This is a genomic window from Bradyrhizobium sp. LM2.9 (assembly GCF_054056555.1).
Window position 1 is genome coordinate 1,348,956 of sequence record NZ_JBSRYJ010000002.1, and the last position, 26,790, is coordinate 1,375,745.

Sequence of the window (26,790 nt, forward strand, 5' to 3'; positions counted from 1 at the left end):
CGCTTACGAACAAAAGAGGGGAGTTTGTCCCATGAAAACAGGTCTCGTGATCACCGCCCATCCGGGCGATTTCGTCTGGCGCGCCGGTGGCGCCATCGCGCTGCATGCGAAGAAGGGCTTTCGCATGAAGATCGTCTGCATGTCCTTTGGCGAGCGCGGCGAGAGCCAGTTCGCCTGGAAGGAAAAAGGCGCGACGCTGGAGTCGGTCAAGGCGGGCCGCAAGGACGAGGCGGAGCGGGCCGCAAAGCTGCTCGGCGCCGAGATCGAGTTCTTCGATTGCGGCGACTATCCGCTGAAGCTCAACGAAGCGCATTTCGACCGCATGGTCGACATCTACCGCGAACTCAATCCCAGTTTTGTGCTGACGCACGCGCTGGAAGACCCCTATAATTTTGACCATCCGAACGCGGCGCATTTTGCGCAGGAAACCCGCGTGGTCGCGCAGGCCATGGGCCACAAGCCCGGCGCGCAGTACCAATACTCCGCGCCGCCGGTGTTCCTGTTCGAGCCGCACCAGCCGGAGCAGTGCAATTACAAACCGGACCTGCTCCTCAAGATCGACGAGGTCTGGAAGGAGAAGTACGAGGCATTCCAGATCCTCGCTGCGCAAAAACATCTATGGGGCTATTACGAGCGCGTCGCGCTTAACCGCGGCATCCAGGGCAGCCGCAACACCGGCGTGCCGATGACCTATGGCGAGGCCTATCAGCGCCTGTTCCCGACGGTTGCGGAGGTGCTGGCATGAAGCCGGTCGTCGTTCGCAACATCAAGCGTGCCGATCCCGCCGGCATGGCCGAATACGGCGTTTCGACCGTGCACGAGGCTTATGGCCGCATCGGCCTGATGAAGCCGTATTTGCGGCCGGTCTGGCCGGGCGCTTCGATTGCCGGTCCCGCGGTCACCGTGCTGGCGCAGCCCGGCGACAATTGGATGATCCATGTCGCGGTCGAGCAGTGCAAAAAGGGCGACATCCTCGTCGTCGGCTGCACCACGGACAACACCGACGGCATGTTCGGCGAGCTGCTCGCGACGTCGCTTCAGGCACGCGGCGTGCAGGGGCTGATCATCGATGCCGGTTGCCGCGACGTCAAAGCGCTGCACGAGATGAAGTTTCCGGTGTGGTCGCGCGCGGTTTCGGCCAAGGGGACGGTGAAAGCGACGCTCGGCTCGGTCAACGTCCCCGTAGTCTGCGCCGGCGTCAACGTCGATCCCGGCGACATCATCGTGGCCGATGACGACGGCGTCGTCGTGGTGCCGAAGCGCTATGCCGCCGAGGTCGCCGAGAAGGCGAAGAAGCGCAATGCGGATGAGGGCGGCAAGCGCAAGCGGCTCGGCTCGGGCGAACTCGGGCTCGACATGTACAGCATGCGCGAGGCCTTGGCGAAGGCCGGCCTCGTCTATGTCGACAATCCCGAGGACGTCTAAAGCGAACAGAAGCGGAGCGGGCGGATGGATCGTCTCAAGCTGAAGGCCGTGCTCGGCAGTCACCCTCATGTCCAGGCGGTGAAGAGCGGCGAGCTCCGCTCCGACCGCTTCGATCTCGATTTCATCGAGGTACACGCCGACCAACACCGCATTCAAGCCGATGGTGCGCGAGCAGGCCTTCGACGTCTGCGAGATGGCAATCGTCACCTATCTGATGGCGAAAGCGCATGGCAAGCCGCTGGTGCTGCTGCCGGCTACCATGCTCGGCCGCTTCCAGCATTCCTACGCGCTCTATAATCCTGCGCATGGAACACTCGGCCCGTCCGATCTCGAAGGCAAGCGCGTCGGCATCCGCTCGTTCACGACCACGACCGGCGCCTGGATCAGGGGCATCCTCGCCAACGATTGCGGCGTCAATCTCGACAACATCCGCTGGGTGACCTTCGAGGATCCGCACGTCGCCGAATATGTCGACAGCACCGAGCGCGCACCGAAGGACAAGAAGATCCTGCAGATGCTGCTCGACGGTGAGCTCGACGCCGTCCTCGGCGAGGCCTCGAATGATCCCAAGCTGAAGACGCTGTTCCCCGATCCGGCCGCGGAAGCCGCCAAATGGTACGCGCGTCGCGGCGTCGTGCCAGTCAACCATCTCGTGGTCGTGACCGAGCAGCTCGCGAAATCGCACCCTGATGTGGTCGCGGGCGTCTATGATCTCCTCAAGCAGAACAAGGAACAGATCGGCACGGCGGCAACACCTGATCTCGTGCCATTCGGGTTCGAGGCGAACAGAAAGCCGCTGGAGCTGATCGTCGACTACGCGTTCCAGCAGTCGCTGATCCCGCGCCGATATGCGGTCGAGGATCTCTTCGACGAGACGACGCGAGGACTGAACTGATGGCGGGTGATCCCAGGCTCTGGCAGATCGGGCTGGTCGGCTATGGCGAGGTCGGCAGGATTTTGGCTGAGGATCTGCGCCAGCAGGGCATCAAGGTCTCGGCCTATGACATCAAGCTCGGGGGCGAGCAGGGCGCGTCCCTGAAAGAGCATGCGGCGAAATTCGGTGTCGGGCTGGCCGCTTCTCACGCCGAGCTGACCGCGAAATCCGATTTCCTCATCTCTGCCGTCACGGCGAGCCAGGCCGTGCCCGTGGCGCAAGCCTGCGCCGCCGCGATCAATCAGGGCACCTGGTTTCTCGATTTCAATTCGGCGTCTCCCGGCGCCAAGCAGCGTGCCGCGGCGCTGATCGACGGCGCGGACGGGCGGTATGTCGAGGGTGCCGTGATGACCTCGGTGCCGCCATATCGCATCAAGGTGCCGCTGCTGCTCGGCGGTCCCGGCGCCAGGGAGCTGGAGCCGCTTTTGAACGCGATCGGTTTTGCGGCCAAGGTTGCGAGCGACAAGCTCGGTGTTTCCTCGGCGGTCAAGATGTGCCGCAGCATCATGATCAAGGGCCTTGAGGCCATGGTGATCGAAAGCTTCACCACCGCACGCGCCTATGGCGTCGAGGATGCGGTGCTGGCTTCACTGGCGGAAACCTTCCCCACGATCAATTGGGAAAAACAGGGTGCTTATTTCTTCCAGCGCGTGATCGAGCATGGCCGCCGCCGTGCCGAGGAAGTGCGCGAGGTCGCAGAGACCGTGCGCGAGGCGGGGCTGACGCCGTGGTCCGCGCAGGGCACCGCCGAGCGTCAGGGCTGGGTCGCCGATCTCGCCGACGAAGGGGTGTTCGGACCTAAGGGAACGAAGGAATTCGCCCGCAGCGCCGACTGGCGCACCGGAAGCGGACAAAATCCTGGCGAAGATCAATCGCGAGAAATAAAGCGGTTGCTGCTCAGGATTTTGCCGTGCGGCAGCCGGTGAGCTCGTCGCGGGCGCGTTCGATCAGCGCTATCAGGTTCTCGGCCTTGCGGGCCAGCCGATCGGTCGCGACTTCAGTGCGGAATTCTGCGCGGATCGACCGAATGCACTTGTCGGCGATATCGAGCGTGCGGAGCGTGCGCGTCAGGTCATCCTGGGTCCGGACGCCCGCCAGATCGAGGTCCGACAGGACATGCCCGATGCCGTCGAGCCGCTTCACCGCGGCCTCGCTGGGCGTTCTCGCTCGAATGGTGTGAGTGTCGATACTGCTGAATGCGCTGAACATGTCGATGCTTCCCCGTTGAATGCAGACATCAGTGCAGGTCCTGCAATGACCGGCACCGCGGGATTTGCAATGCGCGCAGCTATCGGGAATCAGCAAGAATCTACTATCCGGGAATCTACCGGATTTGGAATTTTGAAACGATCGGCGGTAATATCGAACGGAAGTTGCTGGCGATCAGCCGCGCTTCAATACAGATATGCATTGGGAGCGGATCAGGAACCGGGGCGGAACACAGTGGGCCGCTGCCGCGCAAACGTTTGCCGGCCGTCCTTGAAGCCCATCACGATATCCGGCAACTCCGCGATGGCGAAGCGGCTGTCTTGCGTATCGAGCACGACGAGATCGGCGGGGTTTCCGACCTTGATGCCGTAATCCCCAAGGTTCATCAGCCGCGCCGGCAGCTCGGTCACGAGATCGAGGCAGGTGTCGAAGTCGTTGACCGAGGCATGTGCGACATTGGCGTAGAAATTCGCCATTCGCAGCAGTGAGGCGTCGCCGAACGGCGTGAAGGGATTGAGCACGTTGTTGGTTGCGACCGAGCACAGCACGCCTTCGCCGGCGAGCTTGTGGGCGAGCGTCAGCCCGCGCGGCGCGTTGTGGGTCGTTTCGCGCCCCATCAGATAGAGATCGGTTGCCGGCAGCACGGTGACGGCAACGCCGGCTTGCGCCAGTTGCGCTGTGGCGGCCTTCAGCCGCTCCGGTGGCAGTGCGGAGAGTTTCGTCGCATGGCCGATCGCCACGCGCCCCCCGTAGTTGCGCCGCTCGGTCTGCCGGCAGACCTCGTCGAGATGCCACCAGGAGGGATCGAGATCGAAATCGAGATGGAGATCGACGTCGACGTCGAACGCTTCGGCAAGATCGAAGATGCGTGCGAGATGCGCGTTCGGGTCGGTGTCCGTGTAGGGGCAGCCACCGATCACCTCGCCGGCGTCGCGGAGCGCCTGGATCAGCAGCCCTTCGCTGCCGGGATCGTTGGTGAGGCCTTCCTGCGGAAACACACAGAGCGAAAGGTCGATTGCCCAGGCATAGTCGCGCTTGAGCGACTTGACCGCCTCGAAGCCGCGCAAGCCGATGCGCGGATCGATCTCGACATGGGTTCGCATGCGCGTCGTGCCGTGCACGATGGCGCGTTCCAGCACCCTGGCGCCGCGTGCATAAACGTCCTCGACCGTAAAGTCCTTCTTCATCCCGGCAACGGCGCGGATCGCTTCCGAGACGCTGCCGTGATTATGATCGCAGCGGCCGAGCAGGCAGGCCTTGTCGAGATGGATATGGCTGTCGACGAAGCCGGGCAGGGCGAGGCGCCCGGCGACATCGACCTCGATGGCCTCGCAGGCGAGTGTCGGTTCGATGGCGGTGATGCGGCCGCGCGTGACGCCGATATCCACGGGGCTGGCAGCACCGCGCAACACGACGTTGCGAAAAATCAGGTCAAATGCTGATTGCGTGGTCATGGCTCTTGCGGAAGGAATTTAGAGCAATCGACCAGGATCGGCGGCTCCAGATTGTCCGCAGTGTAGCGAGGGAAATGTTCAAAATATATGCACGTGTTTCCCGGGCGGGGGGTTAGTGTTGCGCAAACCCTGGGAGAATGAGCCATGTCCGTTGCCGCAAGAGCTGAAGCCGATCCATTGTCCGATGCCGCGATCGTGGAAGCCTATCTCACCGCATCCATGATCCCCGATCCGGATGCCGCGGCGGCCTACATGGCGCCGGGCACGGTGATCACCTTTACCGGCGGGCGCGAGTTCGATCATCCGCGCGGCCCGACCTCCTTCAACGCCAAGCGTTACCGTTGGGTCAAGAAGAAGATGGACCGGTTCGACGTCTGCCCCGGCGACGGCGAGACCGTGGTCTATAGCGTCGGCACGCTCTACGGCGAATGGAAGGATGGGACCGCCTTCGAGGGCAACCGCTACGTGGACCGCTTTGTGGTGCGGAACGGCAAGATCACCAAGATGGACGTCTGGAATGATAGCGCCGAGCGCATCTTGATCCAGCGTGGCATCGACGCGTAAGAGCCGTCCCGGCGCTCGAGCCGACCCGATTTCACGGAGACAAACGGCCGCTGGCGGCTGGCGCGCGCCTGCGCTATCAACCTTGCGATTGCTGCGCCCGGCATGGACGCGCAAGTTTCTTTAGGAGCCCCCGATGCGTTTACCCACCGTTGTCCTGGCCCTCACATGCCTTGCGACTGCCGCCTCAGCCGAAGACCTCACGGGTACGCTCCAGAAGGTCAAGGAGACCAGGAAGATCACGCTGGGTTATCAGGAGGCCTCGGTCCCGTTCAGCTATCTGGACGGAAACCAGAGGCCGGTCGGCTTCGCCATGGACATCTGCCTGAAGATCGTCGACGCCGTGAAGAAGCAGCTCGGCATGCCCGATATCGCGGTCGACACTCTCGCCGTGACGTCGTCGAACCGGATTCCGCTGATGGTCAACGGCACGCTCGATCTGCATTGCTCGGCCACCACCAACAACGCCGATCGGCAGAAGCAGGTCGCCTTCACCAATACGCACTTCCTCAGCGCAACGCGATTTGCGGCCAAGAAAGCCGCGAAGATCAACACCATCGACGATCTCAAGGGCAAGGCGGTGACGGCAGTGGCCGGCTCGGTCAATTTGACGCAGCTCGCCAAGGTCAACACCGAGCGCAATCTCGGCATCAACGTGATGCCGGCCAAGGACCAGGCCGAGGCCTTCCTGTTGCTGGAAACCGACCGCGCGCAGGCCTACGCGCTCGACGACGTGCAGCTCGCAGTCGCGATCGCGCGCTCGAAGGAGCCGCAGCTGTTCATGATCAGCGAGGAGACGTTCTCGAAGCCGGAGCCTTACGGGATCATGCTGCGGCGGGAGGACGCGCCGTTCAAGGCGCTCGCCGACCGCGCGACTGCGGAGCTGTACGCGAGCCCGGAGATCGAGGTCCTCTACAAGAAGTGGCTGCAATCGCCGACGCCGCCGAGCGGCCTCAACTACAACGTCCCGATGTCACCGGCCCTGCGCAGCTCCTTCAAGAAGCCGAGCTCCAGTTTTGATCCTGATGTGTATGCGGTGAACTGAGGCGAGGGCGCTAGCGCGTCCGCGGCGTGTCGAGGAGTTGGCCGGCCAGCGCCACGCCGATTGCCGCGATCGCAGCCATTGCCATCGCCCACGAGACGAAGAGCCGATGGCCGATCAGCGCGCCGCTAATTAGTGGGGCGCTGATATTGGCGCCTGACATCAGCGACTGATTGAGGCCCATGATCATGCCCTGACGGTTGATCGCCGTGCTGCACGACAATTCCGCCGTCAGCGTACGATGAGCAGGCCGAGCATGCGCCAGGCGTAGCGAATGCCGGCCAGTTCCGTCCGTCGCGGAACCCGGTCCCATCTGGGTTGTCCTCGTTCGCTTTTGGGTGATCTGTTGGAATATGCGCGGCTATATAGTTGCAGGCTAATAGTTCGCGTCCTATCTAATTTGCATGGCTCCTTCGCAGGCTCATATCCACGCCGAAATCGGCCGGCTCGTCACGCGCCTTGGCCGGATCTGGCGGCGCGAGTCGGATCAGGCGTTGTCCGATCACGGCCTGTCCTATGCGACGGCTATCCCGCTGCTGGTTTTGTCGCGCCAGGGCGCGAACGTCCGGCAGGGTGTGCTCGCCGACGAGCTCGGTATCGAGAGGCCGTCGCTGGTCCGGCTGATCGACCTGCTCCAGGCCGAGGGGCTGGTTGAGCGACGGGAAGACCCGACCGACCGCCGTGCCAAAACGCTACATCTGACCAAGGCGGGCGATGCCAAGGTCGAGGAGACCAACCGCATCCTGCGGCGCGTTCGGGCCAGCCTCCTCAGGGATGTCGGGCCCGAGGAACTTGCGATAACCTTCGAGACTCTTCAGCGCATCGAGCAGCGGGCCAGTCGCCTGCAGGAAGCCAAGGCACTTCCAAAGACGTTTCCAGAGGCGAAATAGTCATGCGCGCAGACGAGCCGTTCCTGGTCCGCCACGCGGAACCTCATTTTCGCGTTGAAGACGTTTGCCGCGTCGATCCTGGCGCTCGTTATCGCGCTGGCGATGGACTTGCCGCGGCCCTACTGGGCGATGGCCACCGTCTACATCACCTCGCAGCCGCTGGCGGGTGCGACCAGCTCGAAGGCATTCTTCCGGGTGATGGGCACGCTGGTCGGCGCGATCATGACGGTGGCGTTGGTGCCGAACCTGATCAATGCGCCCGAGCTTCTGTGCCTTGCGATCGCGCTCTGGGTCGGGCTCTGCCTTTATCTGTCGCTGCTCGACGGCACGCCGCGCAGCTATGTCTTCATGCTGGCCGGCTACACGGTCGCGCTGATCGGCTTTCCCGCTGTGTCCGAGCCCGGCGCCATCTTTGACACGGCGGTATCTCGGGTCGAAGAGATTTCGCTCGGCATCATCTGCGCCAGCCTCGTCTCCACCATCATCTTCCCCCGCAGCGTTGCACCTGCGGTTGCGAGCCGTGTCGATCTCTGGCTGTCTGATGCGCGCCGTCTCAGCCAGACCGTGCTGTTGCGCGAGGGCACCAGCGAATCCCGCCGCCCCAGGCGCCTCAAGCTCGCAACCGACATCGTCGAGATCGACACGCTCTCCACCCACCTTGCCTATGACCGGCTGACCGATCGCAATGCGGTGAGTGGCCTCGGTGAAATCCGCTTGCGCATGCTGATGCTGTTGCCGGTGATCGCCTCGCTCGAGGATCGGCTGGCCGCGTTAGGTGAGGAGGCACTGCGCCGGCAGCCGGAGCTGAAGCGGCTGCTGCAGGATCTGGCGCAATGGATCACGAGCGACCTCAGCGCACGGCAGCCGGCCGAGCGGATCCGCGCCGTCATCGCGGAGCGGCAGGCGGTGCTCGATGACAAGGCGTCCTGGGAGCGGATCATCACCACGAGCCTGCTGTCGCGGCTGCGCGACCTGGTCGACCTATCACGCGACTGCCGTGCGTTGACCGAGGCGATTGCCGAAGGCAGCAATGTTTCAACCCTCGATTTGGCCTTTCATTCCGAGGCCGGCGCCGCGCCCGTGCGTCATCGCGACCGCGGCCTTGCTTTGTGGTCGGCGGCCGGTGCGGCCACGGCCATCCTGATCTGCTGCGCGTTCTGGATCGGGACCGGCTGGCCCGACGGTGCGTCGGCGCCGATGATGGCTGCGGTCGCGTGTTCCTTCTTCGCCGCGCAGGACGAGCCCGCACGCTTCATCCGTAGCTTCGGCCTGTGGTCGCTGGTCGCCATTGTGGTCGTCGCGGTCTATTTGTTCGCGCTGGTGCCTGCGATTTCTCATATTGAGGTGCTTGTCGCCGCGCTCGCGCCGACCTTCTTGCTCTACGGCTTCCTGATTGCGCGGCCGGCGACAGCCGGTACCGGCATGGCGCTCGCGGCCAACACGGCGACGCTGCTGGCGCTGCAATCGACCTACAGCGCGGATTTCGCGTCTTACGCCAATTCGGCGGTCGCCTTCTTCGTCGGCGTGGCCATCGCCGAAGTCGTGACGCGCATCGCACGTGGGGTGGGGGCCGAGTGGATCGCCAATCGCCTGGTGCTTTCGAACTGGACGACGCTCGCGGTCGCTGCCGAGCGCCGCGGCAAGCGCGACCGGGCGGAGTTTGCCGGCCTCATGCTGCACCGGCTCGGGTTGTTGGTGCAACGCATCGCTTATCTCTCGGAGAGCGATCGCCGCGATGCCGACAGCCTGGTCCAGCTTCGCATCGGAATCAACATCATCGACCTGCGACGCGCTCGCTATGGCCTCGCGGCATCGACCATTTCCGTCATCGACGACATGCTCGACCAGCTCGCCATCGCCTGCCGCAAATATGCGGGCGATGGAATGCCGGTCGAACTCTTGACCAGTGTCGATCGGGCGCTGGCCCGGGCGGTGAAGGATCCCAACGAAACAGCGCGCGAGGATGCCCTGATCGGCCTCGTCGGCATCCGCCGCGGCCTGTTTCCGGACGCACCGGCCTATCGGCCGCGCGCAGGCGAGAGTGTTGCGGCATGAGATATCAGATCGACATTTACGGCGTGCTCGTGCCGGCGCTGCTGTTGTGGATCATCATCGCCTATGCATTGAGCGCCGTGCTTCGCCGGCTCATGCAGCGCTTCGATCTTTATCGGCTGGTTTGGCACCGCGCGCTGTTCGATTTCGCGATCTTCGTCTGCCTTCTCGGCGTCGTCGTCTATCTCTCGGAGTTTTTGCCATGAAGGGGAATTTTGCCTGGCTCGGTCGCCTCGCACTCACCGCGCTTGCCATCGTCGCGGCACTCGCTGTCGGCCGTGAGCTCTGGGTCTATTATATGGAGCAGCCGTGGACCCGCGACGGCCGCGTGCGTGCCGATGTGGTGCAGGTCGCGCCCGATGTGTCGGGCTTCGTGACCGAAGTGCTGGTGAAGGACAACCAGAAGGTTCATCGCGGCGACGTGTTGTTCCGGATCGACCGTGAACGTTTTGCGCTGGCGTTGCGGCAAGCCGATGCATCGGTGGCCGGTCATCAGGCGACGCTCGACCAGGCCAATGCCGATCTGAAGCGCTACAACGCGTTGACGACCGACGCCGTGTCGCAGCAGAAGCAGGAGCAGGTGCTGGCCACCCAGCTCCAGGCCAAGGCGGCGTTCGATGCGGCCGTCGCCGACCGCGCGGTCGCCCAGCTCAACCTCGATCGCAGCGAAGTCCACGCCTCCGTGAATGGCGTGATCACCAACATGGATTTGCGTCCCGGCGCTTACGTGACGGCCGGGAAAGGCGTGATGGCACTCGTCGACACCGACACGCTGCATGTGGAAGGCTACTTCGAGGAGACAAAACTTGCGCGCATTCGTATCGGCGACAAGGTCCAGGTCCGCCTGATGGGCGAGAAGGTCATGCTGCCAGGCCGTGTCGAGAGCATCGCCGCCGGCATCGAGGACCGCGACCGTGCTGAGGGGGCAAGCCTGCTTGCGAACGTCAACCCGACCTTCAGCTGGGTCCGCCTCGCCCAGCGCGTGCCGGTACGCATCGCGCTGGATCCGGTGCCTGAGAATATGTCGCTGGTCGCGGGACGCTCGGCGACGGTGGAGGTGCTGAACTAGGCGCGATTGCCATCGCTCGATTCAAGCGTTCGAATATTTCTTCAGTTCGAACCGTGCGATCTGATTGCGATGGACCTCGTCGGGGCCGTCGGCGAGGCGCAGCAAGCGCGCGGTCGCATAGGCCTGCGTCAATCCAAAATCGTTCGACGTGCCGCCGCCGCCGTGCGCCTGGATCGCCCAGTCGATGATCTGGCAGGCCATGTTGGGCACGGCGACCTTGATCATCGCGATCTCGGCTTTCGCCACCTTGTTGCCGACGATGTCCATCGCATAGGCGGCGTTGAGCGTCAGCAGCCGGGCCTGCTCGATCATGATGCGGGCTTCTGCGATGCGCTCCTGCGTCACTGTCTGCTCGGAAACCGGCTTGCCGAAGGCGACGCGACTGCGCACCCGGCGGCACATCTTTTCCAGCGTGCGTTCGGAGAGCCCGATCAGCCGCATGCAATGGTGGATGCGGCCGGGGCCGAGGCGTCCCTGCGCGATCTCGAAACCGCGGCCCTCGCCGAGCAGCATGTTTTCCTTGGGAACCCGCACATTGGTGAAGACGACCTCGGAGGCACGGTCGGGCACGCCGTAGAAGCCGAACACGGGCAGGGCACGCTTGATCTCGACGCCTGATGTCTCCATCGGCACCAGGATCATGGATTGCTGCTTGTGGCGGTCTGCATTGTCAGGATCGGTCTTGCCCATGAAGATGCAGATCTTGCAGCGCGGGTCGGTCGCGTTGGTCGTGTACCATTTGCGGCCGTTGATGACGTAATGGTCGCCGTCGCGGACGATCGAACTCTCGATGTTGGTCGCATCGGATGAGGCGACCGCAGGCTCGGTCATGGCGAAGCAGGAGCGGATTTCGCCTGCGAGCAGCGGCTTCAGCCAGCGCTCCTTGTCCTTCTCCGTGCCGTAGCGCTCCAGCACCTCCATGTTGCCGGTGTCGGGCGCCGAACAGTTGAACACTTCCGGCGCGAGATGCGAGCGGCCCATGACCTCGCAGAGCGGGGCATATTCGAGATTGGTCAGGCCCGCGCCGTGACTGGATTCCGGCAGGAACAGGTTCCAGAGAGCTTCGGCGCGCGCCAGCGGCTTCAGTTCCTCGACAACCGGATAGACCTTCCACGGCCCGAGTTCTTCCGCCTCGCGATAGAAGCGCTCCTCGTTCGGATAGATGTGCCGGTCCATGAAACTTTCGAGCTTGCGCTTGAGCTCGACGACTTTGGGCGACATCGGGTAGAGCATCTGGGCCTCCTGTGGATAGATCAGCGCCTGCGTTCGGAGGGCAGGCTGGATTCGAATCGCGCCGACGATCGCGCGGCACGGCGCTGCATCGTCATCAGCTGGCCAGCCGTAACTTGGGTCAGGGTCGACATGGTGCGTTGCGATGTTAACGGCCGTTCACAGGCCGTCTTGCGTCGTGCAGCGATTGAGAAGCGAGCAGGACAATAACAAGCAACAAACCGCAACTGTTGCTCACACGATACTGGCAATTCAAAGCGCTGTGCCTAAGATCGGCCTCAATTAAAACGGGGGGCTGAAATCATGACAATACAAGGGGACTTCGGAAGCGCATCGTTGCGGATCGCTCGCCCTTAGTTCGCTAATCGACAGGCCGCGGAGCGCATTGTCCTAGGCTGCGCCCGGGCTCTTCCCGCAACCAGGAACGTCTGTCCGTCGATCCGCAGCGAGCGTGATCGCCGGTCCCGTGCGTTCAAAAACGATCGGAGCTTAACCCTAAAGCTGCAACCCGGAGCACAACTTAAAATAGATATACTTAAATAGATCAACTAAAACTCTAGATAAGGAATGGACATCGACATGCCCCCACATTCAGGACGTTTCGTAACTCGCCGACGTGGACTCGCAGCCGCAATTGTAGCGGCGAGCGCGGCATTCACTTCACCTGCTCTTGCCGGCGGTCCGCTGCCTGCACCAATTGTCTCCTGGACCGGCTTCTATGCCGGCGTCCACGGCGGCTGGGGATGGGGCAAGTCGGAGTTTCGCGATCCCAACAACAGCCCCGCCAACAATCCGTTCTTTGCCTATTACAACGGGCCGCTCGCTGGCGGACAGTTCGGCTACAACTGGCAGCAGGGCAACTACGTCCTCGGCGCCGAGATCGACGGCTCCTGGTCTTTCGTGAAGGGCAACACCAGCACCTCGCCCCTCATCACGGCGAGCACCAACAACGGCGTCGGCTACACCGGGCTCGCGACCGCGACGGGGCGCGTCGGCTACGCATCGGGCCAATGGCTCGCCTACGCGAAGGGCGGCGCCGCCTATGCCCGCATGGAGCTCTCGTCGAGGTTCACGGCTGAGCTCACCAACTACAACCGGGAACTGTTCGGTGCGGTCGGCGGCGTCGGCCTGGAAGTGTCCTTCCTGCGCAACGTCTCCGCCAAGGTCGAATACAACGCGATCTTTTTCCCCCACCGAAACGCTCCACTGGGTGAGCCCGGACACGACGTCTGAAATCAAGCATTTCGTCCAGGTGGTGAAGGCCGGCATCAACGTGCGCTTCAACGGCGACGGCGGCCTCACGCGCTAATTCCCCCGCATCGAAACAGCATTCAGCAGAAATTTGGAGAACATCATGTCAACCATATCCATGAACCGCCGGCTCGTTGTGCGCCGCGCCGCCCGGACAATCACTGCCGCCGTCGCTGCCGCCGGCCTCACCGCCATGGTCGCCGCACCGAGCCACGCTGCTCCGGTCGAGTACGTCAAGATCTGCTCGTTGTACGGCGCCGGCTTCTACTACATTCCGGGCACCGACACCTGCACGAACGCCAACCAGGCCGTGACGAACCAGTTCGACCTCGCGCGTGCGCAGACCCGCGCGTCGACTGGCACGGCGATGGCTGCATCGCTGGTCGCGCCGTGGCTTCCGTCCGGCACGACCTACGCGGTCTCGACCCACTGGGCGACCTATGACGGCCAGCACGCCGCAGGCTTCTCCGGCCTGGTGCGGGTCTCGGGCAATTTCGTGTTCTCGGGCGGCTTCTCGCTTGGCCTGGACAAGGGAAGCCTCACGTCCAGCTCGAACCGGACGCAGACGGAATTCGGCACGGCGATCCCCGCGCAATCGTGGAGTGACGTCCGTGGCCTCGGCCGCGCGGGCTTTATGTACGCCTGGTGACGCACCCGAAATCTCATCCGATAATTCATTCCAGTATTTTGAAAGATCATCCCATGACAATCTCCATCCTGCGATCGGCGCGCCGTTTCCTCTCCTGCGCTGCTGCTGTCACGCCGCTGCTCGCAACCATTTCGCTCACCGCAACCTCCGCAATGGCAGCCGATATGACCGTGAAGGTTCCGGTCGTCGCTCCGGTGCCGCTCTGGAACGGCTTCTACATTGGTGTTCACGGCGGCTATGGCGTGGGTAGCAGCCGCCTTGTCGATCCGAGCTTCGCTTTCGCGCAGGACCGCTTCACGATGGACACGCGCGGCGCGATCGCAGGTGCGCAGGTCGGCGCCAACTGGCAGTTCGACAACCTCGTGGTCGGCGCCGAGCTCGATCTCTCCTGGGCATCGATCAAGGGTAGCCGCCCCGCCGATCCCGCGGTCATCACCTCCGGCCTTGCCGTGGCGTATCATGCGCTGGCGACGGGCACGGGCCGCGTCGGCTACGCATTCGACGGCTTGCTGGCTTACGTCAAGGGCGGCGTTGCGTGGGCCAATGTCGACTACCAGGCCTTTACCGGCACGCCTTTCCCGGTCGACATAAATCACCAGCGAACCGGTTTGATCGGCGGCATGGGTCTTGAATTCGCGCTGACGAACAATCTCTCGGCGCGCGCGGAATACAACTACCTGTATTTCGGTCCGGCTGCGATCGCACTGACGACACGGATCAGCACCCAGAATGTCGATCACGACCTTCACCTTTTGAAGCTCGGCGTGAACTACCGCTTCAACGGCGATGTCATCGTCGCTCGTTACTGAGCAGCGCCACCGTCATTGATGGGAGACAACCATGTGGAAGCAAATGAAGGCGGCGCGATGCGCTTTCGGACGTCACCTGCGCGCGATTCTCGCGGCCGCGGCCCTGGTTCTGGCGATCCCGACGCTGGGCCATGCTGCGGTCGAGTACGAAAAGGTCTGCTCAATCTACGGTGCCGGCTTTTTCTACATACCGGGGACCGACACCTGTACGAACGCGCAGCAGGCCGTGCAGAGCCAGTTCGATCTTGCACGCCAGATAACCCGTGCAGCGACGGGAACGGCGATGGCAACTTCGCTTGTCAATCCGTTCTTGCCCGCCGGGACCAACTACGCGATCTCGACGCACTGGGCAGTGTTCGACGGCCAGCATGCCGCCGGTGTCGTTGGAATGATCAGGATCCAGGGAAACCTGTCACTGACCATGGGCATCGCGTTCGGTCTCGATCGCGGCAGCTTGACGTCGACGTCTAACCGGACGGCGACGGAGAGTGGCGTGGCGCTCCCGGCGCAGTCGTGGAGCGACGTGCGGACACTTGGGCGAGTCGGTCTCCAGTATTCCTGGTAGGCCGGCGCTGAAGAGCCGTAACGCGAAGTAGGCCGGCGCTGAAGAGCCGTAACGCGAACGCCACCCGGACGATTGACATGACGTCCGGGTGGCGCTGCTCCTGCGAGCGCAGGGAAGGGCGGCTAGCCGATTTCGAGATAGGATCGGGCCGCTCCGGGAACGGCGCGGGCGGAAGCGTCTGATACCAGAACGCGACCGAGGCGATGTCGTCCTGCAACGGAAGATACTTTGCCTTCTTGATGCCGGGCAGCCAGCCCAGCGCCTGGATCGTCACGCGCAGATCTGAGCGGAAGCGCACGGGATCGGGGATGTGCCAGCGGTACATGCCGAACCGCTGCTGCGATTTGTAGACACCGTCGGGGCGGATCACCTGCGGCAGGCCGGCATAGGGCGTGGTGAATTCCTGGTAGCGCGATTGCTGCGCGGGCCCCTGGCCGGAATGCGCGACATAGGGATCGAAATTATAGGCGCCGCAAATATAGTCCTCGGTGCCGGTGCCGCAGATGGTCGGGAATTCGCCGTCGCCGTCGACGAAGAATTTGATCTCGCCTTCGCCCCACCAGCCGTTGTTGTTGACGCCCCAGGCCATGTAGGTCCGAACATAGTGGCCGCGGCCGCTGATGCCTTCGAGGATGGTGTAGACCTCCTTGTAGGGCAGCGGATTGGTGCGCCGGAACTGCGCATGGAAGTAGGCGATCCGGAAAACGCCATGGTGTCCTCGATAAGGGGCTAGCGACATCTCGATATATCGCCCCCGAATTCACCAAAAGATGAAGACGATCACGCACGGAAAGGGTCCGCGCACGATCGCGCGTCAGGTCATGCGACGCGGTATTCCCTGAATTTTTCGCGCAGCGCCGATTTGAGTACTTTGCCGGTGCCGGTCATCGGGAATTCGTCCATGAACTCGACGGCGTCAGGCATCCACCAGCTCGCGATCTTCGGACGCATGTGATCGAGCAAAGCCTTGCCGTCGACGGTCGCGCCCTTCTTGCGGACGACGAGGAGCAGAGGCCGCTCCTGCCATTTCTGGTGGTTGATCGCGACCACGGCGGCTTGCAACACATCGGGGTGAGACAAGGCGACATCCTCGAGCTGGATCGATGAGATCCATTCGCCGCCGGACTTGATCACGTCCTTGGAGCGGTCGGTCAGCGTGACGTGGCCCTGTGGATCGATCACCGCCATGTCGCCGGTGATCAGCCAGCCGTCGCTGTCGAGGCCTTCGTCGAGCTTCATGTAGCCGGAGGCAACCCACGGTCCCCGCGCGCGCAGATGGCCGACACTCTTGCCATCGCGCGGCAGCTCGGTGCCACCGTCGTCGACGATGCGCAGCGCGGTGCCGAAGCAGGCGCGACCCGACACCTGGCGGCGGTCAAATTTCTCCTTGTCGCCGAGATGCTCGGAGCCCGGCCGCAGGCCCGGCATCGAGCAGCCCAGGGCCTCGGTCATGCCCCAGGCCTGGATGTAGTCGACGTCGTAGTCGCGCTTGAGCTTCTCGACCATGGCGCGCGGCGGCGCCGAGCCTGACGACAGCGTTGCGCGCAATGTCGAGAATCTGTTGCCGGTGCGTCCGAGCCAGTCGAGCAGGATCAGCCAGAAGCTCGGCACGCCCGCCGACAGCGTCACCTTCTCGCCTTCGAGCAGCTCGTAGAGCTTGTCCGGCTCGTAATTGCGACCAGGCAGCACCAGTTTCGATCCGGTATAGGGCGCGGTGAACGGCATGTTCCAGCCGTTGCCGTGGAACAGCGGCGCCATCGGCATCATCACCTCGCGCACGCCTTCGACATGGCCCGGCAGGAAGTCGAAGCTGGAGCAGGTCATGGTCTGCAGGATCGCGGCGCGGTGCGAATAGATCACGCCCTTCGGATTGCCCGTCGTGCCCGAGGTGTAACAGATCGTGGATGCCGATTTTTTCGTCGAACTCCGGCCAGGCGAAGCCGGCGTCGTTCTCTCGTCCCAGAAGCTCCTCGTAGCAATGGACGTTGGCAAGCTTGGTTTCCGGCATTCGCTCGCGCGAGGACATCACGACATAGGCTTCGATCGAGTCGAGCTGCGGCGCGATCGCCTCCACGATCGGCAGCGTAGCGCGGTCGATGAACAGCAGCCGGTCCTCGGCGTGATTGACGATGTAGACGAGCTGTTCGGGAAACAGCCGCGGGTTGACGGTGTGCAGCACATAGCCCATGCCCGGCGCGGCGTAGAACATCTCGAAGTGACGGTGCGTATTCCACGCCAGCGTGCCGACGCGGTCGCCGGCCTTCATGCCGAGCCGCTTCAAGGCCAGCGCCATGCGCTTGATGCGCGGATGGGCGTCCGCATAGGTGTAGCGATGGATGTCGCCCTCGATCTCGCGCGCGACGACCTCGGCCTCGCCGTGATAATCCGCGGCATACTGGATCAGGCCGCTGATCAGAAGCGGCATGTCCATCATCAATCCCTGCATCGTTCCTCCGGACCGCCATGTCGTTGCATGGCGTACGTGTGATGTGCGCTCGAGGTTAGCGGAACGCCACGCGACGTTCACGCAAAAAGCGAGGGACGTGATTGCATGCGTCACTTTTTCAGGGCTAAGTGATGCGAGCTGCCGGCGAAGCAGTGTCCGCCGGGGAGGAAATGGATGTCAGCGGAAAGACACAAGACCGGTGCAGCCGGCGAATCTACAATCGACGTTGCCGCACTCCGTGCGCGCTATCGCGACGAGCGCGATCGCCGCCTGCGCACCGAGGGCAAAGCGCAATATGTCGAGGTGACCCGCGAGTTCGGGCGCTATCTCGACGATCCCTGGGCCGATTCCGGATTTGCGCGCGAGGCTGTCAGCGAAGAGACCGAGGTGCTCGTCGTCGGCGGTGGCTTCGGCGGCCTGCTTTGCGGCGCGCGACTGCGCGCGGCCGGCATCGATGATTTCCGGATCTGTTGAAAAGGCCGCCGATTTCGGCGGCACCTGGTACTGGAATCGTTACCCCGGTGCGGCCTGCGATACCGAGAGCTACATCTACCTGCCGCTGCTGGAAGAGACCGGCTACATGCCTGTGCGCAAATATGCGCGGGCTCCCGAGATCTACGAACATTCGCGCCGCATCGGCCGTCACTTCGGTCTCTATGGGCGGGCGCTGTTTCAGACTGTCATCGCGCGCATGGAATGGCAGGAGCAGGAGGGGCGCTGGTTGGTCGAGACCGATCGCGGTGATCGCATCCGCGCGCGCTTCGTCATCCTTGCCGGCGGCCCCCTGAGCCGTCCGAAGCTGCCTGGCATTCCGGGTATAGAAAGCTTCAGGGGACACAGCTTCCACACCAGCCGCTGGGACTATGGCTACACCGGCGGCTCGGCCGAAGGTGGTCTGACCGGACTTGGCGACAAACGCGTCGGCATCATCGGCACCGGCGCCACCGCCGTGCAATGCGTGCCGCATCTCGGCCGCTCCGCCAAAGAGCTCTACGTCTTCCAGCGTACGCCGTCTGCGATCGGGGTGCGCGGCGACCGTCCGACGGAGCAGAGCTGGGCGCAGGGGCTCAAGCCTGGCTGGCAGCGCGAGCGCATGGACAATTTCACCGCGGTGATCTCCGGCGAGCCGTTCGAACAGGATCTGGTGCAGGACGGCTGGACCGGCCTGCTCGGCGAGATATTGCTGGCGCCGCGCCGGCAGAAGCAGCCGGTGACCTCGATCGAGCAGGCGCTCAAGGTCATCGAGCAGGCCGACTATCGCAAGATGGAAGAGATCCGGGCGCGCGTCGATGCGATCGTCAAGGACGAGGCGACTGCTTCGGCGTTAAAGCCCTGGTACAAGGCGTTCTGCAAGCGGCCGTGTTTCCACGACGAATATCTCGACACCTTCAATCGCCCCAACGTGCATCTCGTCGACACCAGGGGGCAGGGCGTCGAGCGCATCACCGAGAATGGCGTCGTGGTCGACGGCAAGGCCTATGAGCTCGACTGCCTGGTCTATGCCAGCGGCTTCGAGGTCGGCACCGACTACGCCCGCCGCATGGGCTTTGAGGTGTATGGACGCGACGGTGTGAGCCTGTCCGCGCGCTGGCGCGACGGCGTCAAGACGCTGCACGGCTTCTACAGCCGCGGCTTCCCGAACTGCTTCCAGATCGTCACGGTGCAGGCCGGCCAGAGCGCCAACTTCCCGCACATCATCGACGAGCAGTCGAAGCACATCGCCTATGTGATCGCCGAGGCGCACAAGCGCAAAGCCCGGACGCTGGAGCCGACGCTGGACGCCGAGAATGCCTGGGTCGACGAGGTCGTCAAAGCCGCGCTCGGCCGCCAGGCCTATCTCGCGGAGTGCACGCCCGGCTATTACAACAATGAAGGCGTGTTCGATCCGATCGCCGCGAGAAACAGCCAGTATTGGCGCGGGCCGGTGGCGTTCTTGCGGCTACTCGACAAGTGGCGCAAGGAGGGCAGTTTGGCAGGGTTGGAATTGACCCAAGGAATTGCCGGAGAGGCGGACCGCTCCACGGTTCCGGCTCGAACGGCATGATCCCGGCACCATCTGGCGCGACGCGGCTCTATGTCATTGTCGGCGATCCCATTGCGCAGGTGCGCTCGCCCGCAGGCGTCAGCGCCGCCTTCGCCGCAGGGGGGCACGACGGCATTCTCGTGCCGGTTCAGGTCGCACCAGCGGATTTGTCCGATTTCCTCTCCGTGGCAACGCGGCTGAAAAATCTCGACGGCATCGTCGTGACCATCCCGCACAAATTTTCCTGCTACGAGGCCTGCGTGAGTGCGACGGAGCGCGCACATTTCCTGCACACCGTAAACCTGATGCGCCGGCGCGCCGACGGTTCTTGGCACGGCGACATGGTGGACGGTCTCGGCTTCGTCGGAGCGGCGCGGGCGAAGGGGATCGATCCGAAGGGGATGCGGGCACTTCTCGTCGGTGCCGGCGGCGCCGGGTCGGCGATTGCACTTGCGCTGGTCGAGTCCGGCGTGAGCGAACTCGCAATTCATGACAGCGCAACTGAGCGCCGCGACGCGTTGATCGGCCGGCTCAACGGGCTCGGCAAGGCGTCTGTGCGGGTCGGCACCGCGGATCCCGCGGGCTTCGACTTCGTCGCCAATGCGACACCGGCCGGGATGACGGACGGCGACCCGCTGCCGGTCGATGTCACGCGGCTTGCGCCATCGGCCTATTGCGGCTGCGTGATCACCAAGCCGGAAGTTTCGCCCTTCATCGCGGCGGCCCGAGAGCTTGGCGGCGTGACAGGAACCGGCACGGACATGTACGAGCAGCACCAGAGCATCATGGTGGATTTCCTGCTCGGTCACAACGGCCAGGGGTAGGCGGTCACCCGGGTGTCAAAGGGCCTTGCCGGCACCGGTTGCCCCTTCTAGGGCTTGACGATCAGGGCCGACGTAGGATCATGCGTCCGCGCGAGCCGGGTCGCGCAGCGTAAGTGAGAGGAACGAGGAATGATCAAGGGCAGGACCGTTGCAAAGGCGGTGATCGGTGCTACCGCGCTGCTTCTCTCGCTGGCGCCTGTGGCCGAGGCCGCGCAATGCGGCAGTTCGTCGGCGGGTTTTGAGGCCTGGAAGCGCGAGTTCAGCGCGGAGGCGCAAGGCAAGGGTGTCGGCCAGACCGCGCTCTCGGCATTGATGCAGACCAATTACGCCAGTGCCACCATCGCGGCCGACCGCGGCCAGCGCAGTTTCGCGCTGACGCTCGACCAGTTCCTCGCCAAGCGCGGCGCCACCACCATCGTTGCCAAGGGGCGCCAGCTCAAGCAATCGCAAGCCGCCTTGTTCGCCTCGATCCAGCAGCGCTATGGCGTCCCGCCGGGCCCGCTGATCGCGATTTGGGGCATGGAGACCGGCTTCGGCAGCCAGCGCGGCAACCAGAACATGCTCTCCTCGATCGCGACGCTCGCCTATGACTGCCGCCGTCCCGAATTCTTCACCGACCAGCTCTATTCGGCGCTGAAGCTGATCGATCGCGGGACGTTGACCGGGGCAACCCGCGGCTCGATGCACGGCGAAGTCGGCCAGACCCAGTTCATGCCCAAGAATATCCTGGCCTATGGCACCGGCAATCTCGAAGTTGCCGCCAATGCGCTGAACTCGACGGCAAATTTTCTCAAGGCGCACGGCTGGCGCGCAGGAGCCGGTTACCAGCCGGGTGAGGCGAATTTCGTCGCCATCGAGGCCTGGAATGCTGCCGGCGTCTATCAGAAGGCGATCGCCCTGATGGGACGGCAGATCGACGAGGGAGGAGGAGCAGCCGCCGCGCGTTGAGCAGCTCAGCAAGCCGTGATGCGCCAGCACGAGAAAGTTGTTGCCATCAGGAACCGACAGCACGACGTTTGCTTTGATCAGTTCGGGGCTGGGCATGAGGAGACTCAACATGGCGACCCAGATCGTGATGGACCAGACTGGCGACACGCGCCACGAGTTTGATCCTGGCAATGCCGAAGCGTTGGCGCGAGCCGAACGGCGCTTTCGGGAGCTGACCGGAGCAGGCTTCACCGCCGCGCTGCGAACCGGACCCGGCGAAGTCACCCGAATCCGATCGTTCGACCCGGCCGTGCAGGAAACGCTGTTCTATCCCCGCCTGGTCGGCGGTTGATTTGAGCTGCTCATGATCGCGGCAGTCTGGCTCCGCGGGCCGGCGCGTGCGCGTCTGCATGCCCTACGCGAACTCTATCGGCGTTTCTTCGGCGAGAACACGCCGGATGCCCGCGGCCGCCGGCTTATGGCCGAATGGCTGTCACCGGCGCAGCGCGCTCAGTTCGAGCAATACCGGTATTTCGATGTCGTCGGCTGCGATACCGGTAAGACCTATCGCATCCATTATGGCACGGCCGCCAATGTCCATGAGATCGACGAGGCCGGAATTGCGACGATGGGGTGGTGCTTCATCCCGTCGGGCTTCCTCGTCCCCGGGGACGTGATGCTCGCACAGAAGATCGCGCTCGAGACGGACGAGAGGGGCGCATTGGCGCTCGCCAACAGGTTTCCGCCGGCAACGCATTCGGAGCACTTTTACCGCCGGCCGTTCTAGCGCCGGGAAGGCGAACCGCTCAGTAATGCGTCGTGCGATAGGCATCCAGCGCGTGCGCGGCAAAAACGCCGGCGCTGCAAAGGGCGAGCAGGGCCGAGATCAGCTCGATCATAGCTCGTCCTCCTGCGGCGGCAGGGCGACGAGGTGCTGACAGCAGGAATAATCCCAGATCAGGTCGAGTAAGAATTGCATGGCGGCCGTCCCTGTATGATTTTGACCATTAAATAACCGGCTATCTGTTTCAGGCGTGTTTCGTCGTATCGGGAAACGGGTTTCGTGGGCCCCCCTTGGCTGGTTTGTGCGTTTCGGAGCCGCTACATCCCGCTCTTCCTCAATCCTGTTAGCCGCGGAAGCGGCGCATCACATTGCGAGGCGAAATCATGGCGCGGGTCGAGTGGTTCGACGATCTCACCATCGGAATGCAGTTCAAATCCCCTGAATTTCACGTCACCGAGGCCGACATCAAGCGTTTCGCGGCTGAGTTCGATCCGCAGCCGATGCACCTCGACCACGAGGCCGCCAAGGAGACCCTGTTCAAGGGCCTCGCCGCCTCGGGATGGCACACCGCCGCGATTGCCATGAACCTCGCGATCCAGACCCGCCCCTTCGGCCTGCATCCGCTGATCGGAGCGGGCGTCGACGGGCTGCGCTGGACCATCCCGGTGCGCCCCGATGACCGCCTGCATCTGGTCGGCGAGGTCATGAGCCTGACGCCGTCGAAATCCAAGCCGCAGGGCATCGCGCTGGTGAAATGGACGATGTTCAACCAGAACGGCGAGGAAGTTTACACCTTTACCCCGATCGCGATCGTGCCGCGTCGGGAGTAGGGCACGGGCCGCACTCTACACAGGCGCCTGAACCCCTTGCGAGCCGTCGGCAGAGGTGGTCATCTTGGCCCGGGAACAGGCTGGAGGCTGACATGAAACGATTCCTTCTCGCCGCCGGGGTGCTGGCCGGCGCCTTGAGCGCGGTCGCTTTGACCGCAAGGCCGGTGCAGGCGCAACAATCCAAGGTCGGCGACTGGAACATCGAAAAGCGTACGCAGGACGCGCATTGCAATGCGAGCCGCGGCTACAAGGACAAGGAAGACGAGAATCGCGACTACGTCATCGTGATCACCTATTCCGAGAAGGCCATCGTGATGGTGATGATCTACGACGGCTGGGAGTGGGACAAGGTCGGCGAGATACTCCGGGCCGACGTCGGCACCGATGACGCCGATATCATGAAGAAGGCGAAGTGGGAGGTCATGGACAAGACCACCGTGCGCGGCATCTTCGAATACGATCAGTCGATGATGGACCGGCTCTCGAAGGCAAAGCGCCTCTCGGTCGATTTTGAGGACGATGACGACGACAGCATCGAGATGCAGATCCCGCGGGCCGGCGAAGCGCTGGCGGCGCTGAAATTCTGCGAGGAGAATCGGAAGTAATTGCCGGAGCCAGCAGGATCGGCCGCGACAAAATCTTGCGGTGCGCGCCGGCGCGTGACTCATCGCACACAGTCCGCCCGCTGTTCGCATTTATCCTAGTCTTTGGCGAAAACGTCCAAGCCGCATCCTGCGGTTGACGTTACGCAAGGACGATGTTCGATATTCCAGCATTTTGTTGCAATGTTTTCCCATCGTCGAAGGCGGCGATTGACCGGCGCGTCTCCTCCGCCAGTTCCCGGTTCTCGCTCTCTCGCGCGCGCGCAGGCAACACGCAGATTGCGTCGTCCGGCCGATGACGATCCTCCAGGCAAATCGGTTCTCGTCTCTGCTCGGCGAGATCTACGACGCGGCAGTCGAGCCCGCGCTGCGCAGCGGGGCGCTGGAACAGGTCTCCCATTACGTTGGCGGGTGTGCCGCGACCATCCTCTCCAGGGATTCAGCCGGGCTCTCGATCGAGATTCATCAGCATTTCGGGACCGAATCCCGCTTCCGTCAGCTTTATCGCGACCGATATGTCGAGCTCGACCCCCTGATTGATCGTCATCTCACGCTCGCGGCCGAGCAGACGATCGGCGTGACCGACGTCATGCCTCATGCGGATTTTATGGCAACGAGCTTCTACCGCGAGTGGGTGGAGCCGCAAGGAGCGATAGACCTTGCAGCCGTGGCGCTCGAAAAGTCGGCCGCGCGCACCACGATCCTGCAGGTGTTGCGCCACCGGTCCCGCGGAACAGTCGACGAGCCGATGCGTGAGCGTATGCGGCTGCTTGCCCCGCACCTTCAGCGTTCCAGAATCATGGGCCGGCAGATCAGGGCGCGCTCGCATACCGTAGACGACCTTGCCGATGTCCTCGACGGGTTGAGCACGGCGGTTTGCCTGCTCGACGCAGACGGACGGGTCATGCACGCCAACGCAGCATGCCGCCGGCTGTTCGCCGATGCCAATCTGCTGGCACTCGTCGGCGACCGGATCGTGGCCCGCAACACCCAGGCCGACAAAATATTCCGCAGCCTGTGCGAAATCGATGCAGACAGCGAAATTCTTTCCGCTGCTCGCCGACAGATCGAGCTTGCGACGTCGGTCGATGGACAGCACTATCTGCTCCAAGCTTTTCCCCTGAAGCGGGATCGCAGTCTATCGCGAGATGTTGCCGCCACGGCGCTCTTCGTTCAAAAGGCCTCGACGACGCCATGGCTCGCAGCCGATGCGATCGCAGTGGCCTTCAGGCTGACGCCGTCCGAACTGCGCGTGCTGATGGCCATCGTCGAGATTGGCGGAGTTCCCGACATTGCGGCAAAGCTCGGCATCGCCGAGACGACGGTGAAGACACATCTCGGCCGCCTGTTCGAAAAGACAGGCGCAGGCAGGCAGGCTGATCTGGTCAAGATCGCAGCCGGCTTTGCCGTTCCGTTCGCGCGGCGAACGAACGGCGGTGAAGACGCCGTGTGATCCATTTCACACGCTTCGTTGTTACGCGCAGCGATCTCAATCCATTGTGATGAGTCAGGCTCGCGGGTCCTCCGAATGCAGGACGCGCGCCATCTGATACTTTCGTATATCGCGCTCCATAAAAGTGACGAGCAGCAAGCGCCGCGCGACGGCATCGAACGCGCGTGTGAGGAAACGACAGCGTGTGGCCGGACCTGCTCGTCGGTTGGGAGGGATTGCAGTGAGCCAATTTGATTTTTCCGTTCTCGATGTTTCAACCAACGATATTCCCGAAAACGAGCGCATCCCGCTACTTCGCGATTTTTACTGCCGCGGGGTGTTGAAGGCGGAGGTCGAGGCAAGGGACGGAAAGCCGGCCGCGGCGAGCTTCACGTCTCACGTCTTGCCGGAAGCCCAGCTGTTGATCGGAGGATTGTGCGGAGCGCGAGTCATCCGCACCAAGCAGCTCGTGGCCGATGGCGACGACAGCTTCGCCCTGATCGTGAATCGATCCGGCGTGCTTGGGATATCCGAGCGAGGACACGATTTGAACCTTCACCCAGGAGAGGCGGTCCTGACCAGCGCGGAGGACGTCACCACGTTCGAGCGGGTGTCGCTGGGCAGCTGCTTCTCGCTGCGTGTGCCGAGACGTGTGCTGGCGCCGATGATCGTGGACGTCGATGATGTCGTGATGCGTGTCATGCCGGGGAGCTCGACGGGGCTTCGATTGCTGGTCGACTACGCGGTGACGCTGGTGCGGGAGAAAGTCTTCGCGACGCCCAATCTGCGGCAGCTGGGGGTCGGACATCTGCACGATCTTCTGGCGCTCGTGCTCGGTGCGCCCCATGAGACGCGTGAACTGGCCGGACGGCGCGGCGTCAAGGGGGCTCGACTCCAGAAGGCGAAGGTCTCCATCTCCAACAATTGCTGGCGGCAGGACCTGTCGGTGGCCACGGTTGCACAGGAGCTCGGCGTGACGCCGCGCTATCTCCAGCGCCTTTTCGAGGCCGACGGCAAGACGTTCTCCTCCTTCCTGATCGACCAGCGCGTCAAGCGCGCCCATCGCATGCTGCGGGAACCCGGATATGCCGAGCGGACGGTGAGCTCGATCGCCTACGATGTCGGCTTCGGGGATCTCTCTTATTTCAACCGCTGCTTCCGTCGAACTTATGGCGCTACGCCCAGCGACGTCAGGAGCGGCGACATGCCGTGACCGCGCGCGACTGATTTCAGCGCATCACCACACATGGTGCGCGGTTCTTGCGAACAGGCCGGGGCTTATCGCAGCGCGCCGTATTCGGCCGACTACGTGTTCTGGCGCGCGGAGTAGATCATGATGCAGCGTTGCGCGCGGCGTCGGCAGCCGGAGTGTTGAATGCGCCGTTTTTTCTTCGACCTTCTGGTCGGCAATATCGTGAAAATCGACCCTAGCGGCATGGTGTTCGAATGCGCCGAAACAACATTCGTGGTGGCCAACGAGATGGCAAGCCATCTCTTTGTGTGGCGCGACGATCTGCGCGATCGCGACGCCTGGATCTGCGTCAGGGGACAATAGCGGGCGCGAGATCTACCGCGCCGCGGTCTGGTCGGAGAATGCGGAGAAGGCCGGCTGGGACCAAGCGTAGTGCCTTTGGCGGCAGTGTCGCAACTGTGCAGCAGTGGCTGACGAAACGGATTCTGTTCGTTGTGAGCCGGGGTCCGGTCGCCTCCGTCCAAGTCAAATGCGACCATCAATGTCAATCTCGTCGCGCCGAACACGAAGGTGTCATCGTTGAACTCCGT

General features: G+C 63.3%; 25 protein-coding genes and 5 pseudogenes. 24 read left to right on the top strand and 6 right to left on the bottom strand.

Annotated elements, in window-relative coordinates:
• Positions 1-31: 31 nt before the first annotated feature.
• The 4 genes and pseudogenes from ACVWW3_RS07695 (at position 32) to ACVWW3_RS07710 (ending at position 3,244) form a co-directional block, all read left to right on the top strand.
• Positions 32-745 carry a PIG-L deacetylase family protein gene (locus ACVWW3_RS07695; RefSeq protein ID WP_247345618.1) on the top strand — a complete coding sequence of 238 codons (714 nt, stop codon included), beginning with the start codon at positions 32-34 and terminating at the stop codon, positions 743-745.
• Positions 742-1,425, top strand: coding sequence for a 4-carboxy-4-hydroxy-2-oxoadipate aldolase/oxaloacetate decarboxylase (locus ACVWW3_RS07700; RefSeq protein WP_456650425.1), 684 nt, complete (start codon positions 742-744; stop codon positions 1,423-1,425). The genes ACVWW3_RS07695 and ACVWW3_RS07700 overlap by 4 nt, the downstream gene beginning before the upstream one ends.
• Positions 1,426-1,449: 24 nt before the next feature.
• Positions 1,450-2,320: pseudogene (locus ACVWW3_RS07705) on the top strand (hypothetical protein).
• Positions 2,320-3,244, top strand: a pseudogene (locus tag ACVWW3_RS07710) (DUF1932 domain-containing protein). The pseudogenes ACVWW3_RS07705 and ACVWW3_RS07710 overlap by 1 nt, the downstream one beginning before the upstream one ends.
• Positions 3,245-3,256: 12 nt before the next feature.
• On the opposite strand, the gene ACVWW3_RS07715 reads toward ACVWW3_RS07710, so the two are convergent.
• Positions 3,257-3,568, bottom strand: coding sequence for a hypothetical protein (locus ACVWW3_RS07715; RefSeq protein ID WP_456650423.1), 312 nt, complete (start codon positions 3,566-3,568; stop codon positions 3,257-3,259).
• Positions 3,569-3,780: 212 nt separating this feature from the next.
• The gene (locus ACVWW3_RS07720) at positions 3,781-5,022 is read right to left on the bottom strand and encodes an amidohydrolase family protein (RefSeq protein WP_456650422.1); all 1,242 of its coding nucleotides are present in this window, start codon (positions 5,020-5,022) and stop codon (positions 3,781-3,783) included.
• A 144-nt stretch (positions 5,023-5,166) separates the two neighbouring features.
• Between ACVWW3_RS07720 and ACVWW3_RS07725 the strand changes: the two genes are divergently transcribed.
• Both ACVWW3_RS07725 and ACVWW3_RS07730 read left to right on the top strand, forming a co-directional pair.
• Positions 5,167-5,586 carry a nuclear transport factor 2 family protein gene (locus ACVWW3_RS07725; protein WP_247446760.1) on the top strand — a complete coding sequence of 140 codons (420 nt, stop codon included), beginning with the start codon at positions 5,167-5,169 and terminating at the stop codon, positions 5,584-5,586.
• Positions 5,587-5,719: 133 nt separating this feature from the next.
• The gene (locus ACVWW3_RS07730; protein ID WP_456650421.1) at positions 5,720-6,628 is read left to right on the top strand and encodes an amino acid ABC transporter substrate-binding protein; all 909 of its coding nucleotides are present in this window, start codon (positions 5,720-5,722) and stop codon (positions 6,626-6,628) included.
• A gap of 10 nt (positions 6,629-6,638) precedes the next feature.
• Here the strand turns inward: ACVWW3_RS07730 and ACVWW3_RS07735 are convergent, their stop codons facing one another.
• Positions 6,639-6,938, bottom strand: a complete 300-nt coding sequence (locus tag ACVWW3_RS07735; protein ID WP_456650420.1) for a hypothetical protein — start codon at positions 6,936-6,938, stop codon at positions 6,639-6,641.
• 91 nt (positions 6,939-7,029) lie between these two features.
• Between ACVWW3_RS07735 and ACVWW3_RS07740 the strand changes: the two genes are divergently transcribed.
• Genes ACVWW3_RS07740 through ACVWW3_RS07755 form a run of 4 tightly spaced genes read left to right on the top strand, consistent with a single transcriptional unit; the run spans position 7,030 to position 10,636 of the window.
• On the top strand, positions 7,030-7,515 hold the full coding sequence (locus ACVWW3_RS07740; RefSeq protein ID WP_456650419.1) for a MarR family winged helix-turn-helix transcriptional regulator: 486 nt from the start codon (positions 7,030-7,032) through the stop codon (positions 7,513-7,515).
• A gap of 54 nt (positions 7,516-7,569) precedes the next feature.
• Complete coding sequence (locus ACVWW3_RS07745; protein ID WP_456671927.1) at positions 7,570-9,570, top strand: FUSC family protein; 2,001 nt, start codon at positions 7,570-7,572, stop codon at positions 9,568-9,570.
• Positions 9,567-9,773: a DUF1656 domain-containing protein gene (locus ACVWW3_RS07750; protein WP_247446765.1), complete on the top strand. Its 207-nt coding sequence runs from the start codon at positions 9,567-9,569 to the stop codon at positions 9,771-9,773. The genes ACVWW3_RS07745 and ACVWW3_RS07750 overlap by 4 nt, the downstream gene beginning before the upstream one ends.
• The gene (locus ACVWW3_RS07755) at positions 9,770-10,636 is read left to right on the top strand and encodes an efflux RND transporter periplasmic adaptor subunit (RefSeq protein ID WP_456650417.1); all 867 of its coding nucleotides are present in this window, start codon (positions 9,770-9,772) and stop codon (positions 10,634-10,636) included. Before ACVWW3_RS07750 ends, ACVWW3_RS07755 begins: the two co-directional genes overlap by 4 nt.
• 21 nt (positions 10,637-10,657) lie before the next feature.
• Here ACVWW3_RS07755 and ACVWW3_RS07760 read toward each other — a convergent pair whose 3' ends face one another.
• A complete protein-coding gene (locus ACVWW3_RS07760) occupies positions 10,658-11,869 on the bottom strand; it encodes an acyl-CoA dehydrogenase family protein (RefSeq protein ID WP_456650416.1) in 1,212 nt (403 codons plus the stop codon).
• Between the two features lie 576 nt (positions 11,870-12,445).
• On the opposite strand from ACVWW3_RS07760, the gene ACVWW3_RS07765 reads away from it, so the two are divergent.
• From ACVWW3_RS07765 to ACVWW3_RS07780, 4 genes are all read left to right on the top strand, one after another.
• Positions 12,446-13,099 (top strand): outer membrane protein, encoded by a 654-nt coding sequence (locus tag ACVWW3_RS07765; RefSeq protein WP_456671928.1) that lies wholly within the window; start codon positions 12,446-12,448, stop codon positions 13,097-13,099.
• A gap of 121 nt (positions 13,100-13,220) precedes the next feature.
• Complete coding sequence (locus ACVWW3_RS07770) at positions 13,221-13,766, top strand: porin (protein WP_456650414.1); 546 nt, start codon at positions 13,221-13,223, stop codon at positions 13,764-13,766.
• 53 nt (positions 13,767-13,819) lie between these two features.
• Entirely contained in the window at positions 13,820-14,575 is a 756-nt protein-coding gene (locus ACVWW3_RS07775) for an outer membrane protein (RefSeq protein WP_456650413.1), read from the top strand.
• Between the two features lie 31 nt (positions 14,576-14,606).
• Positions 14,607-15,140, top strand: coding sequence for a porin (locus ACVWW3_RS07780; RefSeq protein ID WP_354046673.1), 534 nt, complete (start codon positions 14,607-14,609; stop codon positions 15,138-15,140).
• On the opposite strand, the gene ACVWW3_RS07785 is transcribed toward ACVWW3_RS07780, so the two are convergent.
• Complete coding sequence (locus ACVWW3_RS07785; protein WP_456650412.1) at positions 15,043-15,879, bottom strand: glycoside hydrolase family 172 protein; 837 nt, start codon at positions 15,877-15,879, stop codon at positions 15,043-15,045. The two genes, ACVWW3_RS07780 and ACVWW3_RS07785, sit on opposite strands and share 98 nt — an antisense overlap.
• An 80-nt stretch (positions 15,880-15,959) precedes the next feature.
• Positions 15,960-17,586, bottom strand: a pseudogene (locus ACVWW3_RS07790) (long-chain fatty acid--CoA ligase).
• A gap of 174 nt (positions 17,587-17,760) precedes the next feature.
• Here ACVWW3_RS07790 and ACVWW3_RS07795 point away from each other — a divergent pair.
• The 10 genes and pseudogenes from ACVWW3_RS07795 (at position 17,761) to ACVWW3_RS07840 (ending at position 26,633) form a co-directional block, all read left to right on the top strand.
• Positions 17,761-19,630: pseudogene (locus ACVWW3_RS07795) on the top strand (flavin-containing monooxygenase).
• Entirely contained in the window at positions 19,627-20,433 is an 807-nt protein-coding gene (locus ACVWW3_RS07800; RefSeq protein ID WP_456650409.1) for a shikimate dehydrogenase family protein, read from the top strand. The pseudogene ACVWW3_RS07795 and the gene ACVWW3_RS07800 overlap by 4 nt, the downstream one beginning before the upstream one ends.
• A 129-nt stretch (positions 20,434-20,562) precedes the next feature.
• Positions 20,563-21,381, top strand: a complete 819-nt coding sequence (locus ACVWW3_RS07805; protein WP_456650408.1) for a lytic murein transglycosylase — start codon at positions 20,563-20,565, stop codon at positions 21,379-21,381.
• A 109-nt stretch (positions 21,382-21,490) separates the two neighbouring features.
• Complete coding sequence (locus ACVWW3_RS07810) at positions 21,491-21,712, top strand: hypothetical protein (protein WP_247345667.1); 222 nt, start codon at positions 21,491-21,493, stop codon at positions 21,710-21,712.
• Between the two features lie 12 nt (positions 21,713-21,724).
• Positions 21,725-22,147, top strand: coding sequence for a hypothetical protein (locus tag ACVWW3_RS07815; RefSeq protein ID WP_247345670.1), 423 nt, complete (start codon positions 21,725-21,727; stop codon positions 22,145-22,147).
• A gap of 380 nt (positions 22,148-22,527) precedes the next feature.
• On the top strand, positions 22,528-22,974 hold the full coding sequence (locus tag ACVWW3_RS07820; protein ID WP_247345672.1) for a MaoC family dehydratase: 447 nt from the start codon (positions 22,528-22,530) through the stop codon (positions 22,972-22,974).
• 92 nt (positions 22,975-23,066) lie between these two features.
• Positions 23,067-23,579 carry a hypothetical protein gene (locus tag ACVWW3_RS07825; protein ID WP_247345677.1) on the top strand — a complete coding sequence of 171 codons (513 nt, stop codon included), beginning with the start codon at positions 23,067-23,069 and terminating at the stop codon, positions 23,577-23,579.
• Between the two features lie 292 nt (positions 23,580-23,871).
• Positions 23,872-25,029 carry a helix-turn-helix transcriptional regulator gene (locus ACVWW3_RS07830; protein ID WP_354103764.1) on the top strand — a complete coding sequence of 386 codons (1,158 nt, stop codon included), beginning with the start codon at positions 23,872-23,874 and terminating at the stop codon, positions 25,027-25,029.
• Positions 25,030-25,249: 220 nt separating this feature from the next.
• Positions 25,250-26,221: an AraC family transcriptional regulator gene (locus ACVWW3_RS07835; protein WP_354103763.1), complete on the top strand. Its 972-nt coding sequence runs from the start codon at positions 25,250-25,252 to the stop codon at positions 26,219-26,221.
• Between the two features lie 162 nt (positions 26,222-26,383).
• Positions 26,384-26,633: pseudogene (locus ACVWW3_RS07840) on the top strand (DUF6894 family protein).
• Positions 26,634-26,790: the final 157 nt, after the last annotated feature.

Coding starts and splice junctions, on each gene's coding strand:
- ACVWW3_RS07695 (WP_247345618.1), top strand. CDS start 32: ATGAAAACAGGTCTCGTGATCACCGCCCATCCGGGCGATTTCGTCTGG.
- ACVWW3_RS07700 (WP_456650425.1), top strand. CDS start 742: ATGAAGCCGGTCGTCGTTCGCAACATCAAGCGTGCCGATCCCGCCGGC.
- ACVWW3_RS07715 (WP_456650423.1), bottom strand. CDS start 3,568: ATGTTCAGCGCATTCAGCAGTATCGACACTCACACCATTCGAGCGAGA.
- ACVWW3_RS07720 (WP_456650422.1), bottom strand. CDS start 5,022: ATGACCACGCAATCAGCATTTGACCTGATTTTTCGCAACGTCGTGTTG.
- ACVWW3_RS07725 (WP_247446760.1), top strand. CDS start 5,167: ATGTCCGTTGCCGCAAGAGCTGAAGCCGATCCATTGTCCGATGCCGCG.
- ACVWW3_RS07730 (WP_456650421.1), top strand. CDS start 5,720: ATGCGTTTACCCACCGTTGTCCTGGCCCTCACATGCCTTGCGACTGCC.
- ACVWW3_RS07735 (WP_456650420.1), bottom strand. CDS start 6,938: ATGGGACCGGGTTCCGCGACGGACGGAACTGGCCGGCATTCGCTACGC.
- ACVWW3_RS07740 (WP_456650419.1), top strand. CDS start 7,030: ATGGCTCCTTCGCAGGCTCATATCCACGCCGAAATCGGCCGGCTCGTC.
- ACVWW3_RS07750 (WP_247446765.1), top strand. CDS start 9,567: ATGAGATATCAGATCGACATTTACGGCGTGCTCGTGCCGGCGCTGCTG.
- ACVWW3_RS07755 (WP_456650417.1), top strand. CDS start 9,770: ATGAAGGGGAATTTTGCCTGGCTCGGTCGCCTCGCACTCACCGCGCTT.
- ACVWW3_RS07760 (WP_456650416.1), bottom strand. CDS start 11,869: ATGCTCTACCCGATGTCGCCCAAAGTCGTCGAGCTCAAGCGCAAGCTC.
- ACVWW3_RS07765 (WP_456671928.1), top strand. CDS start 12,446: ATGCCCCCACATTCAGGACGTTTCGTAACTCGCCGACGTGGACTCGCA.
- ACVWW3_RS07770 (WP_456650414.1), top strand. CDS start 13,221: ATGTCAACCATATCCATGAACCGCCGGCTCGTTGTGCGCCGCGCCGCC.
- ACVWW3_RS07775 (WP_456650413.1), top strand. CDS start 13,820: ATGACAATCTCCATCCTGCGATCGGCGCGCCGTTTCCTCTCCTGCGCT.
- ACVWW3_RS07780 (WP_354046673.1), top strand. CDS start 14,607: ATGTGGAAGCAAATGAAGGCGGCGCGATGCGCTTTCGGACGTCACCTG.
- ACVWW3_RS07785 (WP_456650412.1), bottom strand. CDS start 15,879: ATGTCGCTAGCCCCTTATCGAGGACACCATGGCGTTTTCCGGATCGCC.
- ACVWW3_RS07800 (WP_456650409.1), top strand. CDS start 19,627: ATGATCCCGGCACCATCTGGCGCGACGCGGCTCTATGTCATTGTCGGC.
- ACVWW3_RS07805 (WP_456650408.1), top strand. CDS start 20,563: ATGATCAAGGGCAGGACCGTTGCAAAGGCGGTGATCGGTGCTACCGCG.
- ACVWW3_RS07810 (WP_247345667.1), top strand. CDS start 21,491: ATGGCGACCCAGATCGTGATGGACCAGACTGGCGACACGCGCCACGAG.
- ACVWW3_RS07815 (WP_247345670.1), top strand. CDS start 21,725: ATGATCGCGGCAGTCTGGCTCCGCGGGCCGGCGCGTGCGCGTCTGCAT.
- ACVWW3_RS07820 (WP_247345672.1), top strand. CDS start 22,528: ATGGCGCGGGTCGAGTGGTTCGACGATCTCACCATCGGAATGCAGTTC.
- ACVWW3_RS07825 (WP_247345677.1), top strand. CDS start 23,067: ATGAAACGATTCCTTCTCGCCGCCGGGGTGCTGGCCGGCGCCTTGAGC.
- ACVWW3_RS07830 (WP_354103764.1), top strand. CDS start 23,872: ATGACGATCCTCCAGGCAAATCGGTTCTCGTCTCTGCTCGGCGAGATC.